At 70.3% G+C, this 16,885-nt stretch carries 13 protein-coding genes and 1 pseudogene; 4 read left to right on the top strand and 10 right to left on the bottom strand.

The window, feature by feature from the left end; all coding sequences use genetic code 11:
• Positions 1-72 precede the first annotated feature (72 nt).
• Positions 73-1,269 carry an acyl-CoA dehydrogenase family protein gene (locus tag G515_RS0107820; RefSeq protein WP_028659713.1) on the bottom strand — a complete coding sequence of 399 codons (1,197 nt, stop codon included), beginning with the start codon at positions 1,267-1,269 and terminating at the stop codon, positions 73-75.
• A gap of 196 nt (positions 1,270-1,465) precedes the next feature.
• On the opposite strand from G515_RS0107820, the gene G515_RS22595 reads away from it, so the two are divergent.
• Positions 1,466-2,806, top strand: coding sequence for an endonuclease/exonuclease/phosphatase family protein (locus G515_RS22595; RefSeq protein WP_028659712.1), 1,341 nt, complete (start codon positions 1,466-1,468; stop codon positions 2,804-2,806).
• 142 nt (positions 2,807-2,948) lie between these two features.
• Here G515_RS22595 and G515_RS0107810 read toward each other — a convergent pair whose 3' ends face one another.
• The 9 genes and pseudogenes from G515_RS0107810 to G515_RS0107770 form a co-directional block, all read right to left on the bottom strand.
• Positions 2,949-4,271, bottom strand: a complete 1,323-nt coding sequence (locus G515_RS0107810; protein WP_169570478.1) for a phospholipase D-like domain-containing protein — start codon at positions 4,269-4,271, stop codon at positions 2,949-2,951.
• 217 nt (positions 4,272-4,488) lie between these two features.
• Positions 4,489-5,823 (bottom strand): phospholipase D-like domain-containing protein, encoded by a 1,335-nt coding sequence (locus tag G515_RS0107805; RefSeq protein ID WP_169570476.1) that lies wholly within the window; start codon positions 5,821-5,823, stop codon positions 4,489-4,491.
• Positions 5,824-5,983: 160 nt separating this feature from the next.
• Complete coding sequence (locus G515_RS0107800; RefSeq protein ID WP_028659709.1) at positions 5,984-7,153, bottom strand: hypothetical protein; 1,170 nt, start codon at positions 7,151-7,153, stop codon at positions 5,984-5,986.
• Positions 7,150-8,397 carry a hypothetical protein gene (locus tag G515_RS0107795; protein WP_028659708.1) on the bottom strand — a complete coding sequence of 416 codons (1,248 nt, stop codon included), beginning with the start codon at positions 8,395-8,397 and terminating at the stop codon, positions 7,150-7,152. The genes G515_RS0107800 and G515_RS0107795 overlap by 4 nt, the downstream gene beginning before the upstream one ends.
• Positions 8,398-8,399: 2 nt before the next feature.
• Positions 8,400-8,597, bottom strand: a complete 198-nt coding sequence (locus G515_RS0107790) for a DUF6752 domain-containing protein (RefSeq protein ID WP_028659707.1) — start codon at positions 8,595-8,597, stop codon at positions 8,400-8,402.
• The gene (locus G515_RS0107785; protein ID WP_028659706.1) at positions 8,597-10,171 is read right to left on the bottom strand and encodes a class I SAM-dependent methyltransferase; all 1,575 of its coding nucleotides are present in this window, start codon (positions 10,169-10,171) and stop codon (positions 8,597-8,599) included. The genes G515_RS0107790 and G515_RS0107785 overlap by 1 nt, the downstream gene beginning before the upstream one ends.
• Positions 10,172-10,246: 75 nt before the next feature.
• The gene (locus tag G515_RS0107780; protein ID WP_245565299.1) at positions 10,247-10,876 is read right to left on the bottom strand and encodes a phospholipase D-like domain-containing protein; all 630 of its coding nucleotides are present in this window, start codon (positions 10,874-10,876) and stop codon (positions 10,247-10,249) included.
• A gap of 37 nt (positions 10,877-10,913) precedes the next feature.
• Positions 10,914-11,231: pseudogene (locus tag G515_RS24005) on the bottom strand (phospholipase D-like domain-containing protein); the annotation flags it as partial.
• 467 nt (positions 11,232-11,698) lie between these two features.
• Complete coding sequence (locus tag G515_RS0107770) at positions 11,699-12,853, bottom strand: endonuclease/exonuclease/phosphatase family protein (protein ID WP_028659703.1); 1,155 nt, start codon at positions 12,851-12,853, stop codon at positions 11,699-11,701.
• Between the two features lie 198 nt (positions 12,854-13,051).
• On the opposite strand from G515_RS0107770, the gene G515_RS0107765 reads away from it, so the two are divergent.
• Genes G515_RS0107765 through G515_RS20120 form a run of 3 tightly spaced genes read left to right on the top strand, consistent with a single transcriptional unit; the run spans position 13,052 to position 16,876 of the window.
• A complete protein-coding gene (locus G515_RS0107765; protein WP_028659702.1) occupies positions 13,052-15,028 on the top strand; it encodes an endonuclease/exonuclease/phosphatase family protein in 1,977 nt (658 codons plus the stop codon).
• Positions 15,025-16,275 (top strand): magnesium transporter MgtE N-terminal domain-containing protein, encoded by a 1,251-nt coding sequence (locus G515_RS0107760; RefSeq protein WP_028659701.1) that lies wholly within the window; start codon positions 15,025-15,027, stop codon positions 16,273-16,275. The genes G515_RS0107765 and G515_RS0107760 overlap by 4 nt, the downstream gene beginning before the upstream one ends.
• Positions 16,268-16,876 (top strand): DUF1003 domain-containing protein, encoded by a 609-nt coding sequence (locus G515_RS20120; protein ID WP_084653300.1) that lies wholly within the window; start codon positions 16,268-16,270, stop codon positions 16,874-16,876. The genes G515_RS0107760 and G515_RS20120 overlap by 8 nt, the downstream gene beginning before the upstream one ends.
• Positions 16,877-16,885 lie beyond the last annotated feature (9 nt).

Genomic DNA, 16,885 nt, shown 5'->3' with positions numbered 1-16,885 from the left:
TGGGACCGCGGGCATGCAAACGGCCCGGTCACCCCTGGTGACCGGGCCGTTGCTCGGGGCCGCCGATTCTGTTCAGGCGCGCTTGTAGTCCTTGAGCAGGTTGCGCCCGATGATCATCTTCTGGATCTCCGAGGTGCCCTCTCCGATGAGCATGAACGCGGCCTCGCGGTAGAGCCGCTCGATCTCGTACTCCTTGGAGTAGCCGTAGCCGCCGTGGATCCGGAAGGAGGCCTCGACGACCTCGTTGCAGTACTCGCTGGCGACCATCTTGGCCATCCCGGCCTCGACGTCGAGCCGCTCCCCGGAGTCCTTGAGCCGGGCGGCACGGACCATCATCGCGTGCGAGGTCTCCACCTTGGTCGCCATCTCCGCGAGACGGAACAGGATCGCCTGGTGCTGTGCGATCGGCTTGCCGAAGGTCTCCCGCTGCTGGGCGTAGTCGATGCCGAGCTCGAAGGCCCGCCAGGCGATCCCGCAGGCCCGGGCCGCGACGTTGACCCGGCCGACCTCGACCCCGTCCATCATCTGGTAGAAGCCCTTGCCGGGCTCGCCACCGAGGATCTGCTCGGCCGCGATCTGATGGGCGTCGAAGACCATCTCGGTCGTGTCGATGCCCTTGTAGCCCATCTTGTCGATCTTGCCGGGCACGGTGATGCCCTGTGCCACCTCGCCGAACCCGGGGGTCTTCTCCACCAGGAAGGTGGTCATGTTCCTGTAGACCGAGTCCGCGCCCTCGTCGGTCTTGGTCAGCACCGCGACCAGGGTCGAGGTGCCACCGTTGGTCAGCCACATCTTCTGACCGGTGATGGCGTAGGAGCCGTCGGCCTGCTTGACCGCCTTGGTCGAGACCGCGGACACGTCCGAGCCCAGCGCCGGCTCGGACATCGAGAAGGCACCGCGCACCTCACCGGTCGCCATCCGCGGCAGGTACTTCCGCTTCTGCTCCTCGGTGCCGTGCTGGAGAAGCATGTAGGCCACGATGAAGTGGGTGTTGATCACGCCGGAGACGCTCATCCACCCTCGAGCGATCTCCTCCACGCACAACGCGTAGGTCAGCAGCGACTCCCCCAGCCCGCCGTACTCCTCCGGGATCATCAGACCGAAGACACCCAGCTCCTTGAGCCCGTCCACGATCTCCTGCGGATACTCGTCACGGTGCTCGAGCTCGGTGGCCACCGGGATGATCTTCTCGTCCACGAAGACCCGGACGGCCTTGAGGATCTCGGTCTGGTCGTCGGTGAGTCCGTCGGTCTGGCAGAGGCGGCCCATTGCGTGGTGGGTCCTTTCGTGAGCTGTCGGTCATGCCCGTGTGACGTGCGCTGCACAGTATGTCCCTGTCGTGACGTGCCGGTAACTCAATGTGACCTATCGCAAAGTGCCGCCACCACGCCGGTGCCGGACGCAGTCCCGGACCGTGCCACGTCGAGGAGGGTGCCCCCGCGCGAACCGGCTACGATCCAGCGCCATGAGCAAGGAGCCGGGACGCCGTCGCGCGAGCCGACCGTCCCGTCCCTCCCGACCTGCCCCACCGTCGCGTCGGCTGGAGGTACGCCGACCCAGGCTCGCCCGACTCTCGATCGCGGCCCTGGCCGGCGCGGCCGTCCTCGGGGTCGGTCTCGCCGCCTCGCAGGGCGGGATGGTGCCCAGCGCTCTCACCGGCACCGACGCCGGCCCGGCCACTGGTCCCGACACCGCACCCGGCGGGGCCGCGGCGGCCGGTTCGAGCGATGTCCCCCGACCCTCCGCCCCCGCTCCGACCGCTCGGGAGACCGCGGCGAGGTCCACCACCGCTGCGCCGGTTCGTTCGACCCCGCCGGCACCGGCTGCGGTCGGCAGCCGGCCCGGCGTCTACGGCCCGCCGGTTCCGCCGGCGCCGGTGCTGCCAGGGGTCCGGATCAACAAGCACATCCCCACCGTCGAGGAGCTTCGCGAGGAGTACGCCGAGAAGGGGCTGGTGCTGGTCGACGCGGGCGCCCGCGAGGAGACCGACTTCCGGGTGGCCACCTTCAACATGCTCGGGTCGAGCCACACCCGCGGCCCCTCCGGGCGGAAGGGGTTCGGCTCGGGCCCGAGTCGTGCCGGCCGCGCGGTCGGCGAGCTTCGCTCTCAGGGGGTCTCGGTGGTCGGCCTCCAGGAGCTTCAGCGCGACCAGGCGGCCGTCGTGGAACGCTCCTACGCGCTCTTCCCGGGCACGTCCCGCTCCGCCGCGGACGGGGAGAACTCGATCGCGTGGGACACCTCGGTCTGGGAGTTGGTCCAGTCCGAGACCAGCTCGATCCCCTACTTCGGCGGCCGGACCCGGCAGATGCCGCATGTGTTGCTCGAACACCTCCAGACCGGGCAGCGGGTCTGGTTCGGCAACTACCACAACCCCGCTGACACGCACGGCGGCGCACAGCGGTGGCGCGATGCCGCCGTCGCCCGGGAGGCGGCCCTCGCCGAGCAGCTCACCGCGGACGGCACGCCGATGATCATCACCGGCGACATGAACGACCGGGAGCAGTACGGCTGTTCGATGAGCGCGCAGAGCGGCATGCACGCCAGCGACGGCACCCACCAGTCCGGGAGCGGCTGCGTCGTCTCCGAGCGGCCCTTCATCGACTGGATCATGGGGTCCTCGGCAATTGAGTTCACCGACCATGTCCGGGACGACAGCACCGCGTCCCGCAAGATCAGCGACCACCCGATGATCCACACCAGCGCGTCCGTCCCGGCCCGCACCGAGGACCCCGACTGCACCTCGGTCCGCAACCGCGGTGAGCAGCTCTGGTTCTGTCCGCCCCGGGCCGGCGAGGACGCCGAGTAAGTAGCTCCACCAATGGGTGGCTCTGGCTCGACGGCTGGATCAAGGCGCCGCGGCGCGACCCCCTGACGACGTACCGCCGGCCGAGGCGGTCCGGTCGGACCGCCTCGGCCGGCGGGGAGTCGAGGTCGGAGGACCGCCCGGGTCAGGGCTTGCCGGCGGGCTTGATGCCCATCCGGTGGGTGGCCCGCCCGTTCCACATCTTCTTGAACTGGCGGTCGTACTGCCGGTAGGGGCGACGACCGTGCAGTTCGAGGATCATCTCGTCGTTGCGGAAGGACATCATCGACCAGTTCTCCGAGCCGGTCCAGGTCACCCGCTGACCCTTGCCGCGGAAGCTCCCGTTGACGGTCATCACCTTCAGGTGGGAGTAGAAGTCGACGATGTAGCCCGACTTCTGCGAAGAGGAGGGGATGAACTTCCAGTCGGCGCTGCGCATCGGCACCCGATTGGCCTTGAGGATCTTCACGACCTGGCCGCCGGGGACCGAGAGGATCACCCGGATGTCGCAGCCGCGCCGCTTGAGCTGGCCGACCTTCTTGGCCAGCCAGACGCCCCGTTCGCTCGTCCAGGCGTACATGGCGATCCGGATCTTCGTCCGGTTGCGCTTGGTGCCGGTGTTGCCCGGCGCACGGCAGCTGACCTGGTTGAGCCGCTTCATCACCGGGTCCTGCGCCTTGGTGGGGAGTTTGGCAGCGGTGGTGGTGGTCAGCGACTGCGGGCTCCGGAAGCTCCGGCCGGTCACCTCGGAGAGCTCGCGGTAGAACGTCGCACTGGTGTTCTTGCCGGTGTAGTAGATCCAGCGCGGCCGGTTCTTGTCCTTCTTCAGCTTCGCGAAGACCCGGGTCCACGTGCGGAACAGCCCCGGGTCGGCCAGGGTGTAGAGGTCGTTGTACTGCAGGTTGACCGCCCGGTTGGTGGTGTTGGTCGACCCGGTCATGATCACGTTGCGCGCCGCACCCGTGCGCTCGAAGGAGAACACCTTGACGTGCATGTTGCCCGGGCCACCGCCACAGGACCGCTTGCACACGTAGACCCAGCTACGGCGGCTCTTCTTGGTGCCGAGCTTGCGCTTCATCTTCTGGGTCGCGGCCGAGGTCCAGTTGTCGTTGAGCAGCACCTTGACGTCCACTCCGCGGCGGTGCGCCTTGATCAGGGCGTTGGCGAAGTCGAACCGGTCGTTGGAGTACTCCGCGATCCGGATCGTGCTGCCCTTCTTGGCGTGTTTGATCGCGTTCTTGATCCGCCGGATCAGCGCGTTGCGCGCGGCCGGCGAACCGACCGGATTGTTGAACGCCGCACCCCACGCGGGTCTCCACCCCTTCCGCGCGGCCGGGTCGGCCGGCGCCGATCGTGCCGCCGGTGCGGAGGCGGGCGCCGAGGCGGCCGAGGCCGATCCCGTGGGCACCAGGTGGAGCATGGAGAGCAGCAGGGCCACTCCGGTCAGGATGGTCAAACGGCGTATCACGGTGAATCTGTCCCCCGGCCTACGTGTGTCATGCGCGGTCTGTGTCCAAGCGCGCCCGAGGCCGATCACGCACCTCACACACCGGTGGCGGAGGCGACATGGTCGGCCTTCGGACCGCGACCAGTCAAACACATGAGCCGCGTGCCCAGGAACAGCACCACGCCCTCCCGCGGGTGGCGGGAGGGCGTGGTGGAGATCGGAAGAGGGACGAGAACGGTCAGGGCTTGCCGACCGGCTTGACCCCCATCGCGTGGGTGGCCCGACCGCTCCACATCGTCGAGAACTGGCGGTCGTAGCGCCGGTAGGGGCCCGCACCGTGCAGCTCCAGGATGAGCTCGTCGTTGCGGAAGGACATCATCGACCAGTTCTCCGAGCCGGTCCATACCACCTGCTGGCCCTTACCGCGGAAGCCGCCGTCGATGGTCAGCACCTTGAGGTGGGAGTAGAAGTCCACGGTGTAGCCCGAGGGGTTCGCGGAGTTGGGGATGTACGCCCAGTCCGCGCTCCGCATGGGCACGCCGGACTCCCGAAGGATCTTGACGACCTGTCCGCCCGGCACCGAGAGGATCACGGCCACGTCGCAGCCGCGTCGCTTCAGCTGGGCGACCTTCTCGGCCAGCCACACACCGCGCTTGTTCGCCCAGGCGTACATCGTGATCCGGACCTTGGTCCGTCCACGGGCGTTGCCGGTGCCGCGCGGTGCCGCGCAGCTGACCTGGTTGAGCCGCTTCATCACCGGGTCCTCGGCCTTGGTGGGCAGTCGGGCGGCCGTGGTGGTCGTGGCCGACTGCGGGCTCCGGAAGCTCCGGCCGGTCACCTCGGAGAGCTCGCGGTAGAACGTCGCACTGGTGTTCTTGCCGGTGTAGTAGATCCAGCGCGGCCGGTTCTTGTCGTTCTTCAGCTTCGCGAAGACCCGGGTCCACGTGCGGAACAGCCCCGGGTCGGCCAGGGTGTAGAGGTCGTTGTACTGCAGGTTGACCGCCCGGTTGGTGGTGTTGGTCGACCCGGTCATGATCACGTTGCGCGCCGCACCCGTGCGGTCGAAGGAGAAGACCTTCATGTGGAGGTTGCCCGGCCCGCCGCCGCAGGACCGGTCGCAGACGTAGACCCAGCTGCGCTTCTTCCGCTTCGACCCGAGAGCGCGCTTGAGCTTCGTGGTGGCCGCGGAGGTCCAGTTGTCGTTGAGCAGCACCTTGACGTCCACTCCGCGGCGGTGCGCCTTGATCAGCGCGTTGGCGAAGTCGACCCGGTCGTTGGAGTACTCCGCGATCCGGATCGTGCTGCCCTTCTTGGCGTGCGTGATCGCGTTCTTGATCCGCCGCATCAGCGCGTTGCGCGCGGCCGGCGAACCGACCGGATTGTTGAACGCCGCACCCCAGGCCGGCTTCCAGCCCCGCCGTGCGTTCGGGTCGGCCGACACCGAGCGCGCCGGGGCGCTCGTGGTCGAGACCGCCGGTACGGCGGCGGACGCCGATCCCATCGGCACCAGGTGCAGCATCGAGAGCAGCAGCGCCACTCCGGTCAGCAGCGTCACACGACGTACCAAGGTCACGGGTCCCCCAGGAGAGTGAGTGTCGGGCACGGACGTGCCCAGGTCGGACGAGCGAGGCCCACGCCGCCGACCGAGTTCTGGCTGCGAGACGGAGCACACGAGGTGCTCCGGGGATGGGCCTGTCGAGCGCCAGATTATGGCACGGGAAGGGGTCGAACCGTCATCTCGCACGCCACCGCGCCACCGTGTTGCGAGCCCGGTCCCGCACCGTCACGGCGGACTGCCGCACCTTCAGCCGAGCCCGCTCGGACGTGGTCCGAGGGGTCCGGTCCTTGCGACGGTTCGCCGCGATCTGCTCGCGACGATCCTTCATCCGGTCCTCCAGGATCACCGCGAGCGCCTTCGTGGCCGCGTCGGCGACCTGCCGTTCGGAGGGCGCGTAGGCGGCATCCGAATAGGCCCCCGGCACCGGTCGGAGATCCTCCAGGTCGCCGACCACGTCGAAGCCTCCACCGCGGATGAACTCGATCTGCTCCTCGGCCACGGCCCGGCAGTAGGGCTCGAGGCGGGTCGGCGTCTTGACCTTCTCGCCGCCGCCCTCACCGAGCACCTTGACCGCGAAGAAGCGCTTGCCCACGTCGCCGTAGAGGTCCCGACGCCAGGACCTGCGCGGGAGGCCGGCGTTGACCCGGCGCAGGACCTCGGCATGCACGTGCCGTAGCGACTTGTTCGCGCGTCCGGTGACGACGTTCAGCGCGCCGGGGTCGACATCGAGGACCCGGCAGAACCGGCGCAGCAGCAGTTCGGGGTCCGCACCGCTCTGCGGCACGGTGACCACGTGGATCCGCTCCGCGGGCACGTGTCGCGACCAACGGCTCAGGATCGCCGCGATGTCCTTGTGCTTCCAGATCTGGGTGGGCCGCCCCTGCTCGGCCTGCAGTCGCGCCAGGTAGTCGTCGAAGGTCTCGGCGTCACCGGACTGGAGCCGCTGCTGCCAGTCCGAGGGGAGCTGCCGGGCGAAGTCGCGCAGGGTCACGACGACGTGCACCTCCCGACCGACGCAGGCCTGCACCAGGCGTGCGATCTGCTCGTCCTTCGCACCGGCGAGGGACTCCTCCGTGATGAGCGCGGAGTACGCCGACGCCTCGGCCAACGCGGCCGGCAGCCGATCGACGGCGCGGCCGGCGGCCGGCGGGTCGAAGCGGCGTACCCGTCCACAGACGTCGAGCATCAGCCAGAACGTGCGCAGCTTGGTGCCGGGCACCATCGCGACGCCCTGCTGCCGCAGTTCGTCGACCGACTGCCAGCAGATCTGCTGTAGGTAGGACGTGCCGGTCTTCTGCAGACCGATGTGGATGTACAGCTTGCGGGGAGACGCCGGTTGCGTCATCGACCCTCTCCTTCTTCGACGGTACGGCGCCCGAGACGGGCGCGCAGGCGGTGCCAGCGGCTGGGCGGTGGGGACGGCGGCGGCGGTGGCGGGGCCGCGAGTTGCCTGCGCAACTGCTTGGTCTCCTTGCGGTAGCGACGGACGTCCTCCATCAGGCCGACGATGGTGTCGGTCGCGGCGTCGAGGAGTTCGGCGTCGGTGACGTCCTCGCCCTGGCGGGTCGCGGGCAGCACGTCGGGCACGAGTAGTCGGTCGAGGTCGCCGTGCACCGTGAACCCGGAGTCGCGTACGTACCCGACCGCCTCGACCGAGCGCCTCCGGAGCTCCTCGATCCTCTCCGGCGGGGGCAGGAAGCGCTCTCCCGCGCGTGGGACGAGCTGGTCGTGCGCGAGGTAGCCGCGGATCCACACCCCGCGGTCCAGGGGGGCCCGGAATCCGTCGAGGCGGGGAGCAACCCGGCGGATCAGTTCGGCCTCGATCAGGCCCAGGGAGGTGTTCTCCTTCGCCCGCTGGGTGTCGACCCCGCGGGTGTCGAAGCCGAGGATCGCTGCGAAGGAGTCGAGCAGCGAGGTGCGCGGCGCGTCCTGGCCCGGGACGACGAGCACGTGCACCCGCTCCGGGGGAAGCCCGCCGGACCAGGCACGGAGGACCGACTCGAGGTCGAGCACGGCTGGGCCCCACTCGTCGAAGGCAGGTCCGCCCGGCCGTGGGAACTCGGCGAGCGGCTGCCCGGCGAAGCCGTGCTTGACGAACTCCTGCCAGTAGCTCGTGGTGATGGTGAGCAGGTCGCGGGCCGTCACCACCAGGTCGATCTCCGCCTCCTCACCGGGCGGGTCGCCGTACGCACTGCCCGCCTCGTCGGCACCCGCGGGGCCGGCTGCGGACGCCGGCTCGGCACCCTGCTCGGGATCAGCCGGGGCGGGGCGGCGGAGCCGGCCGAGCGCTCGTGCGGCCTGCTCGGCAGTGGCGGCTCCGAAGAACTCGTGACTCACCAGCGCGGTGCCCGGCCAGGCCGCGATCTCGCTGACCAGGTCGTCCCAGGCACGGGCGGCGTCCTTGGCCCGGGAGTCGACGCCCGGGTGCTCGCGGACCACCATGCTGGCGCGCATGTGCTGGCGCCGGCTGCGCCCGGGGAAGAGGATGCCCTGCTCGGCCAGGCGGTCCCTGTTCTGCCACAGCACCGACTGGATGTACGTGGTGCCGGTCTTGGGCAGACCGACGTGGACGACGACGCGCCGGGCCACGCTCAGAGGCTCTCGTGGTAGCGGTCCAGCACCGCCCGGGCCTTCTCCGAGTCGCCGTTGACCAGCGGGACGATGAGCTCGGTCACGAGATCGGTGAGCTCGGCGACGCGCAGATTGACCTCTCGGCACTCCTGCACCTCGGCCTCGAGCTCGGTGATCCGCCGCTGGAGCGCGATCGGGTTCAGGTCGGCCAGGGCCATCAGAGTCCTCGATTCTGGTCGCGTGGGCCGGCTTCGGTCGCCCACACGGCGACCATCCGGCAGGTTCGGGAGGCGCCCGGGGAGTCGGACACCGGGGCCTGGGCCTCGTGGACGACCCGGGCACCTGCCCGGGCCAGCTCGGCCCGGACGGTGGCCGGGTCGAGCGTGTCGAGATGACGGTACCTGGCGTAGTCGTCGCTCCCCTCCTCGGTGAGGAACTCCAGGTGCATCCGGTCGCCCGGCTCGGTGAGCAGCGTGCGGGCCATCCGGTAGAGGTTGGCCCGCGCGGCCCTGGGGACGACCTCGAGGAGATGCCTGGCCAGCATGACCCGCGGGCCGGGCAGAGCTGCGGCGTAGCCGATCGCGGCCACGACGTGCCGCACCTCGAGCAGGTTGCAGGTGCGGTAGGTCACCAGCGGGTTGTCCCGACGCTCCTCCGCCTGGAGGCGGAAGGCGCGCGGGTGCACGTCGAACCCGATCGAGGGCACCCCGCGCGAGCTCAGCCGCCCCACGTCGCGGCCACGGCCGCAGCCGACGTCGATGAAACCGCCGACGCCCGGCCCGTCGATCTCGTCGGCGATGTCGCGTGCGATCGCCGAGGCCCGCGGGACCCGGTCGAAGGAGGGGGTGGCATAGATCCGGTCCCACAGCGCACGGCCGACCCGGATCCCGCGGAACCAGCCGTTGAGCCGCCGGGTGGTGGAGGTCGGGGTCTCGAAGTGGAAGGCAGGGTCCGGCGTACGCCAGTTCGGCCCGTAGGTCGCTGCGAGGAACCGGTCGGTGTCGGCCGGCGCCGCGAGCTCACGCCCCTCCAGCGTGGTGCTGCCCAGCGGGTAGATCCACTCCCGGCGGAACGGTGTCCGGATCTCACCCATCAGGTGGAGCTGACCGTCACGCATGAACCCACCGAAGACGTCGAGCCCGCGGATGTTGCCGTCGCTCTCCTCCACGTCGACCTTGAACGCCAGGCCGGAGTAGCGCGTCACGGGGTAGCCCAGTTCGATCAACCGGCGCTGGATCCGGAAGGACTCCGCGATCACATCGGCCGGCTCGGTGTACTCGGAGACATAGCCGAGGTCGGCGTCGTTGTCGTGCCCGATCAGGGCACCGCCGCGGACCGCGCCGAGCAGCGTGCCGTAGGCGACGAAGGCCCCGACGTCGATGCGATGCAGGGCGCCGAGCACCTCCTCGATGGCGTCCAGGAGCGGACGCACCTGCTCATCGCTGCGGGTCTCGAAGGTGTGGGTGCGCTTGAAGTACTTGTCCAGCGCGAGCGGCCGGCCCGCCCTGTCGACGTACTCGATGCGCTGCTCGCCGCTGCCGAGCCGAACATCCTCGGAGAAGAGCTGCTCCCCGGAGGCGTGCTCGGTGAGTGTCACCTCCACCACACCGTCCAGATGGTCGGTCAGGGCCTCGGGCCACCTCATGGTCCAGGACTGACCTTGGCGGACCCCGTCGCGCTGGACCCAATAGGAGAAGATGCGTCGACCGTCGAAGAGGACGTCGACCACCGCATCGCGTTGGGACCGCGCGTGGATCCCGTCGTCATCGACGCGGATTTCGGAGAGCGGCATGGCTGTGGAGTCTACGAGGTGGGCCCGAGATACGCCGCTTCCGCCCCGGTCGTCACCGGCACGGCGTCGCCCAGTTCACCCCTTCGCCCACTGGAGGGCGAAACCGCGCTGGTACTGGGTCACGACACCCTGATCGGCTATCTCGACGAAGACGTCGTCACGCGCGGCGGACCGGCTGCTCCAGTTGTGCGATCCGGTCCACACCCGTCCGGTCGGTACGCCGTCGATCCGGCCCCGCACGACCATCATCTTCTGGTGCGTCGTCACCCCGCGCACCCGGCTGCGCTTCAGCCCGACCCGGCTGTTGGTCAAGATGCTGCGGACCGCCGAGCCTGTGCCCTCGCCCAGGATCACCCGCACCCGACACCCGGATCGGCTCAGGCCGGCGACCCGCTTGGCTATGTCTCGACCGCGCATCCCGTTCCAGGCGTAGGCGGCGATGTCGACGCTGGTACCGCCCGTACATCCGATCCGGCCCATCGCGCGCAGCACCGGGTCGGGATGCCGACGCAGGTCGATCGGGGTGAAGTCGATCCGGGAGGCTCCTGCCCGGGTGGCGACGTACGGGTCGGCGCGGGGGATGTCGGCCTTGAGTTGCGCGAACCAGCGGTTGTAGGCCCGCCACACGCGCCGGTCGGCGACCGTGTAGAGGTCGTTCCACTGGTGGGTCGCGTTGTGCCGGGTCAGGTTGACCGAGCCGACCATCGTCACGAAACGCCTCTCCCCTGCGCCGGAAGGAGAAGACCTTCGCGTGCATCTGCCCGCCGGTGGAGCGGCAACTGTCGCGGCACTGGTAGGCGAAGGAGGACTTCTGCCGGTCGGTGCCCAGCACCCGCATCACCCGCCGCATCTGACCGTAGGTGTTGGCATCGGACATGATCAGCTTGATCTGCACTCCCCGCCGGTGCGCGCGCAGCAGTGCGTTCGCGATGGTCGGGTCGGCGAAGGAGAAGATCGCGATCCGGATGGTGGAGCGACGCGGCGTGTGGTTGATCGCGCGCCGGATCTTGCCCAGCAGGCGGCGCTCAGCCTTGGGCCCGGCGAGCGGGTTGTTGAACATCGCCCCCGTCACCGGTCGGTAGCCACCGGCCCGTGCCGCGGATGCTCCGGCACCGATCCCAGCGATGGGGGCCCAGACGGTGGGGGCCTCGGTGGCCGTCACGGCGGTGTTCGGCAACCCGCCGGCCGATGCACCCGAGGCGGTGAGTAGCCCCAGCGCCACCAGGAGGGCGGTCAACACCGCCGTCCCGACCGCGACCGGATGCCGACCGGCGGGCGGCAGGGCTTCGTGCAGGTCGGGCTCGTGGCGGGGGCGGACCTGCGCTCGTCGCGACACCATGGCCTCCACTGTCCCCACGATCCCGGGAGGACGCAACCGTCCCAGGAACCACAAGGGACACTCGCGTCACGCAGGCACAGGCCGTTCCGCGCCGGTCGGGGCATCGATCCCGCAGCCGACTCGGCCGATCTGGACCGACCTGGACCGCTGGGCCGAGTGGACCGGCCGGGCAGTCCCGCTGAGCCGGATCACGGGCTCACCAAGGCGGTGACGGAGACCAACGGGTGATCGGATGCGGCCCTGGCCAGCGCCCCGCGGTCACGCACATAGCCGCTGAACCCCACCTCCTGGGTGCCGACGATCCAGTCGATCCAGGTACGCCCAGGAGTGTGGCAGCCCGCGACGTCGCGGCTGCTCCCGTCGGCGGAGACCAGCGGCAGCGCGGCCGACATCGTGCACCAGTACTCCTCGCGCTCGTTCATGTCGCCGGTGATCACCACGGGGGTGCCGCCCTGGTGCAGCCTGCGCACCAGCGCCACCTGCCGAGCGGTCCCCTGGTCCCGGTTCTGCTCCTGGCTGTGGAAACGCCGGGTGTTGGCGGCCTGGTGGAAGTTGGCGAACCACACCTCCCGCCCCGAATCCCGGTGACGGAGCAGCACCACCGGGGAGTGCACGGTGTTGCCGTTGAAGTAGGGCATCGCCACCGTGGTGGTGCGCACCATCTCCCACACGTCGGTACGCCAGGCGATCGTCCGGCGTACGTCGGCCGCGCCGCTCGTGCCGGGGAAGGAGTCCCAGGTCGCCCCGGTGATCCGGTCGAAGGCCTCGGACTGCTCCGGTTCGAACTCCTGGAACCCCACCACGTCGACGCGGTGCGACTCCAGCAACCGCACCGCGGAACGCATCCGGATCGCCCCGGAGGGCCGGCCGGGTGCCTTGCCGGTCGTGCGGGTGTGGGAGGCGCCGAGCACGTTGAAGTTGCCGATCCGGAACGCCGCCTCCCCGGGGACGGCGTCCTCGGCCGCCTTCGCGAGGTCGCTGGCCGCCTGCGAGGCCAGTTGCTGCGGGCTCTGCGGCGGACCCGGCCGGTCGACACCGTTCTTGCCCGACTTCGGGCTGGTCGTGGGGCTGCCCGAGGGGCTGGTCGTAGAACCGGTCGTGGGACTCGGTGCGGGGCTGCCGGGCTCGGACGCGGATGGCGACACCGGGGCGGGGGCGGACTGGGAGGGAGCCGTGGGCGTCGAGGAACCGGTCGCGGGCGGGGCGGGGGCCTCCTCGGCGGTCACGCCCCGCTCTCCTCCCCAGTAGCGCATCGCCATCACCACTGCCAGGACCAGGGCGAGGATGACCAGACCGAGCACGACGTCGAGCCAGCGCGGACGCGGGGTACCCGTGGTGCCCATCTCGCTCCTTCGCTGCCGTCCGGCGTGTACTCCTTGACCCCGGGCACGGCCCGGAGCCTGCATTTCATCACGGCCCACCAACCCGGCCGCACCGGCCGAACACCGCCGCCGAACACCGATGCCGAGCACCCGGCCGACCGCTCCCGAGGACCGCGACCTCACCGGGTTCACCCGCGGGAGCGCTTAGCATCTCCCACGATGACCTCCCATGCCCGCCCCCGCCCCCACCGAGCCGTCCGGTCGCTGATCGCCCTCACCGCTCTCGGACTCGTGCTCACCGGGCTCGGCGGGCTCGCCGCCGCCCCCGCCGAGCCCGGTGAGCACGCACCCGAGGAGCTGTCGCTCGCCGCTGCCGCCGCCTCGACGGCCGGGGCGGCCTCAGGCACCAGCTTCCGGATCGCCACGTTCAACGTGCTCGGCCACAGCCACACCAGACCGGGCGGCAACCGGCCCGGCTGGGCCTCGAGCACCCAGCGGATGCGGTGGACGGCACAGCTCATCGAGCAGTCCCGGCTCGACGTGGTCGGGTTCCAGGAGATGCAGGCGACGCAGTACAAGACCTTCGCCGATCTCAAGAGCGGCTCGTGGGGCGTGTGGCCGGGACGCTCGGCCTCACCAGACCTCAAGGTCAATTCGATCGCCTGGCGCAAGAGCACCTGGATCCCGGTCCAGCGGACCACCTATCAGGCGCCGTACTTCGGCGGCCGGATGAAGCCGCGTCCGCTGGTCCAACTCCAGCACCGTCGTACCGGTCAGCGGATCTGGGTGCTCAACACGCACAATCCCGCCGACACCCACGGCGACGCCCAGCAGTGGCGGGACCGGGCCGAGCGGATCCAGGCGGCGCTGGTCAACCGGCTCCGGACCGCCGACCCCGACATCCCGGTCTTCCTGACCGGCGACATGAACGATCGCGACAACTTCTACTGCCCGATGACCTATCTCACCGACCTCCGGTCGGCCAACGGTGGCTACCACCACGAGGTCCCCGGCGGCACGTGTACGCCGACCCAGCCGGTCCGCATCGACTGGGTGATGGGCACCGACGACGTCCGGTTCACCGGCTACCAGGCGCTGCGCACTCCCCTGGTCCGCCGTACCAGCGACCACCCCCTGATCTTCGCCACCGCCGCGGTGGCCGGTTCCGCGAGCACGCCGAGCACGGCGATCCGCCGCGTGGTCGTGGTCGACGTGCAGGGACTGCCCTCCCGGTCCTTCAGCCCGCGCCGCACCCCCAACCTCAGCGCGCTGCGCCGACAGGGCGCCTCCACCCTCAACGCCCGCACCACCGTGGAGCGCACCTCCGCGCTCCCCAACGCCACCAGCGTGCTGACCGGCCGCCGGGTGCGGGCCCGCGCCCAGGGGCACGGGATCGATCGGGACCGCGATCCCGGCACCACCGTGCATCGCCGGGCCGGCCGCTACGTGTCGAGCGTCTTCGACCTGGTGCACAACCTGGGCTGGGGCACCTCCTTGTTCTCCGGCGATCCGCGGGCCCGGCTCTACACCCGCTCCTGGGGCCGGCAGTACGGCGGCCGGGATCCCTACGGCCGCGACAACGGGCGCGGCAAGTTCACCAACGCGAAGGTGACCGACAACGACGCCCGGGCCTTCCGTGCGGCCCGCAGCAACCTGATCAGCAAGGGGCGGGCGCTCACCGTCCTCCAATTGGGTTCTCCGGCGCGGGTGGGTGCCCAGCGCGGCTACCGCAGCCGTGCCTACGTCCGCGCACTCAAGCAGACCGACCGTCGGATCGGCGGGATCGTGCGCACCGTCCGGAGCCGTCCGAAACTGTCCCGCAGCACGCTGCTGGTGGTGGTCGGTGACTCCGGCGGGGTGGGTCGTGGCAACCAGCGTCCCGGGCTGCGGGGCAACTACACCGTCCCGATGGTGGTCTGGGGCGCCGGCGTACCCCGCGGAGCCGACCTGTACGCCCTCAACCCGGGCTACCGCAACCCTGGCCGGGCCCGTCCGACGTACCGCTCGCCGCGGCAGCCGATCCGGGTCGGCGTCGTCGCGAATCTGGTCACCGACGTGCTCGGCATGCCGTCGATCCCTGGCAGCCGGTTCAACGCCCGCCAGGACTTCCGTGTGTTCAGCGCCACGTCCCGGCCGACCGCGAGCCGGTCCGGCACCAGCGGATCCGCTCCTGGTGCGGCTAGCGTGGAGCCGTGAGCAGCGCCCCGGTCCGTGTCTTCGTGGCCCGCCTCGTCGGGCTGCCGATCTTCGATCCACAGGGCGACCAGGTCGGAAAGGTCCGCGACCTCGTCGTGACGCTGCGCAGCGACGCCTCCAGCCAGCCCCGCGTGCTCGGGCTCGTCACCGAGGTGCTCGGCCGGCGCCGCATCTTCGTGCCGATGACCCGGGTCACCGCGATCGAGAGCGACCACGTCTCCTCCACCGGCCTGATCAACCTGCGCAGGTTCGAGCAGCGCTCCACCGAGACCCTGGTGATCGGGCAGATGCTGGACCGACAGGTCAGCATCCCGAGCTCCGGCGTCACCGGCCTGGTGTACGACGTCGCCATGGAGCAGGCGCGCAACCGCGACTGGGTGCTCTCCCGAGTGGCCGTGCGCGAGCCCTCCAAGGGGTTGCGGCGGCGCGGGCAGAGCCACGTGGTCGAGTGGCGCGACGTCGTCGGCCTGGCCCGGCGCTCCCCCACCCAGGGCACCACCCACCTGGTGCAGGCCCTCAACGAGATGCGCCCTGCCGACGCGGCCCACATGATCCACGATCTGCCCACCGAGCGACGCCACCAGGTCGTCGCCGGGCTGAACGACGAGCGCCTCGCCGACGTCCTGGAGGAACTGCCCGAGGACGACCAGGTCGAGATCCTCGAGCACCTGGAGAAGGAGCGTGCGGCCGACGTCTTGGAGGAGATGTCTCCCGAGGACGCCGCCGACCTCATCGCCGACCTGCCGGCGGAGACCGCCGCCGTGCTGCTCGACCTGATGGAGCCCGAGGAGGCCGAGGACGTCCGGCGGCTGATGTCGTATGAGGAGAACACCGCCGGCGCGATGATGACGCCCGAGCCGGTCATCCTGGGGCCCGACGCCACCATCGCCGATGCCCTGGCCCATGTGCGCAAGCCCGAACTCACCCCCGCGCTGGCCTCGGCGGTCTACATCTGCCGACCTCCCCTGGAGACCCCGACCGGTCGGTTCCTGGGGGTGGCCCACATCCAGCGGCTGCTCCGCGAGCCACCGTCCACGCTGGTCGCCGGCGCTCTCGACAACACCATGGACCCGCTCAAGCCGGCGAGCACGATCGACGATGTCGCGATCCACCTGGCGACGTACAACCTGGTGGCCGCGCCCGTGGTCGACCCGGTCGGGCACCTGATCGGCGTGGTGACCGTGGACGACCTGGTCGACCACATGCTGCCGGAGAACTGGCGTGACCGGGCGGTGCACCATGGCTGAGGCCCGCACCGAGCGCCCACGCGACAAGAGCCGGGACGCGAGCGGGAACAAGCGCCGGGAGGGCCGCCTGGACACTCCTCAGGAGGTCCGTCGCCGATTGGTGAAACGCCCCTCGATGGGCGAGGACGCGTTCGGCCGCTTCGCCGAGACCTTCGCCCGTTACATGGGCACCGCCCAGTTCCTCATCTGGATGACCGCCGTGGTGGTCGCCTGGATCGTCTGGAACGCGCTGGCCCCGGCACCGTTGCGGTTCGACGACTTTCCCTTCATCTTCCTGACCCTGGCGCTGAGTCTCCAGGCCTCCTACGCCGCACCGCTGATCCTGCTCGCGCAGAACCGTCAGGAGGACCGCGACCGGGTCATCGCCGAGCAGGATCGCAGGGTCGCCGCCCAGTCCCAGGCGGACATGGAGTTCCTCGCCCGCGAGATGGCGTCCCTGCGGATGGCTGTGGGCGAGGTCGCGACCCGAGACTTCCTCCGCTCCGAACTCCGTTCCCTGCTCGACGAGTTGGACGAGCGCGACGCCGACCCTCGCACCGGGGCGGACTCCCCCGATCCCACGGGTCGTCCCGAATCCCGGGAGTCACCACCTCAGACGTAGGCTGCGCTC

This window comes from Nocardioides insulae DSM 17944 (assembly GCF_000422825.1).
In the GTDB taxonomy this organism is placed as follows: Bacteria; Actinomycetota; Actinomycetes; order Propionibacteriales; family Nocardioidaceae; genus Nocardioides; species Nocardioides insulae.
Note: the sequence above shows the minus strand (reverse complement) of the source record. Positions and strands in the feature narration are given on the sequence as shown.

What these genes read in the sequence shown, in the direction of transcription:
- G515_RS0107820 (WP_028659713.1), bottom strand. Translation starts at nt 1,269, where the DNA reads ATGGGCCGCCTCTGCCAGACCGACGGACTCACCGACGACCAGACCGAG.
- G515_RS0107770 (WP_028659703.1), bottom strand. Translation starts at nt 12,853, where the DNA reads ATGGGCACCACGGGTACCCCGCGTCCGCGCTGGCTCGACGTCGTGCTC.
- G515_RS22595 (WP_028659712.1), top strand. Translation starts at nt 1,466, where the DNA reads ATGAGCAAGGAGCCGGGACGCCGTCGCGCGAGCCGACCGTCCCGTCCC.
- G515_RS0107800 (WP_028659709.1), bottom strand. Translation starts at nt 7,153, where the DNA reads ATGACGCAACCGGCGTCTCCCCGCAAGCTGTACATCCACATCGGTCTG.
- G515_RS20120 (WP_084653300.1), top strand. Translation starts at nt 16,268, where the DNA reads ATGGCTGAGGCCCGCACCGAGCGCCCACGCGACAAGAGCCGGGACGCG.
- G515_RS0107785 (WP_028659706.1), bottom strand. Translation starts at nt 10,171, where the DNA reads ATGCCGCTCTCCGAAATCCGCGTCGATGACGACGGGATCCACGCGCGG.
- G515_RS0107790 (WP_028659707.1), bottom strand. Translation starts at nt 8,597, where the DNA reads ATGGCCCTGGCCGACCTGAACCCGATCGCGCTCCAGCGGCGGATCACC.
- G515_RS0107765 (WP_028659702.1), top strand. Translation starts at nt 13,052, where the DNA reads ATGACCTCCCATGCCCGCCCCCGCCCCCACCGAGCCGTCCGGTCGCTG.
- G515_RS0107780 (WP_245565299.1), bottom strand. Translation starts at nt 10,876, where the DNA reads ATGGTCGGCTCGGTCAACCTGACCCGGCACAACGCGACCCACCAGTGG.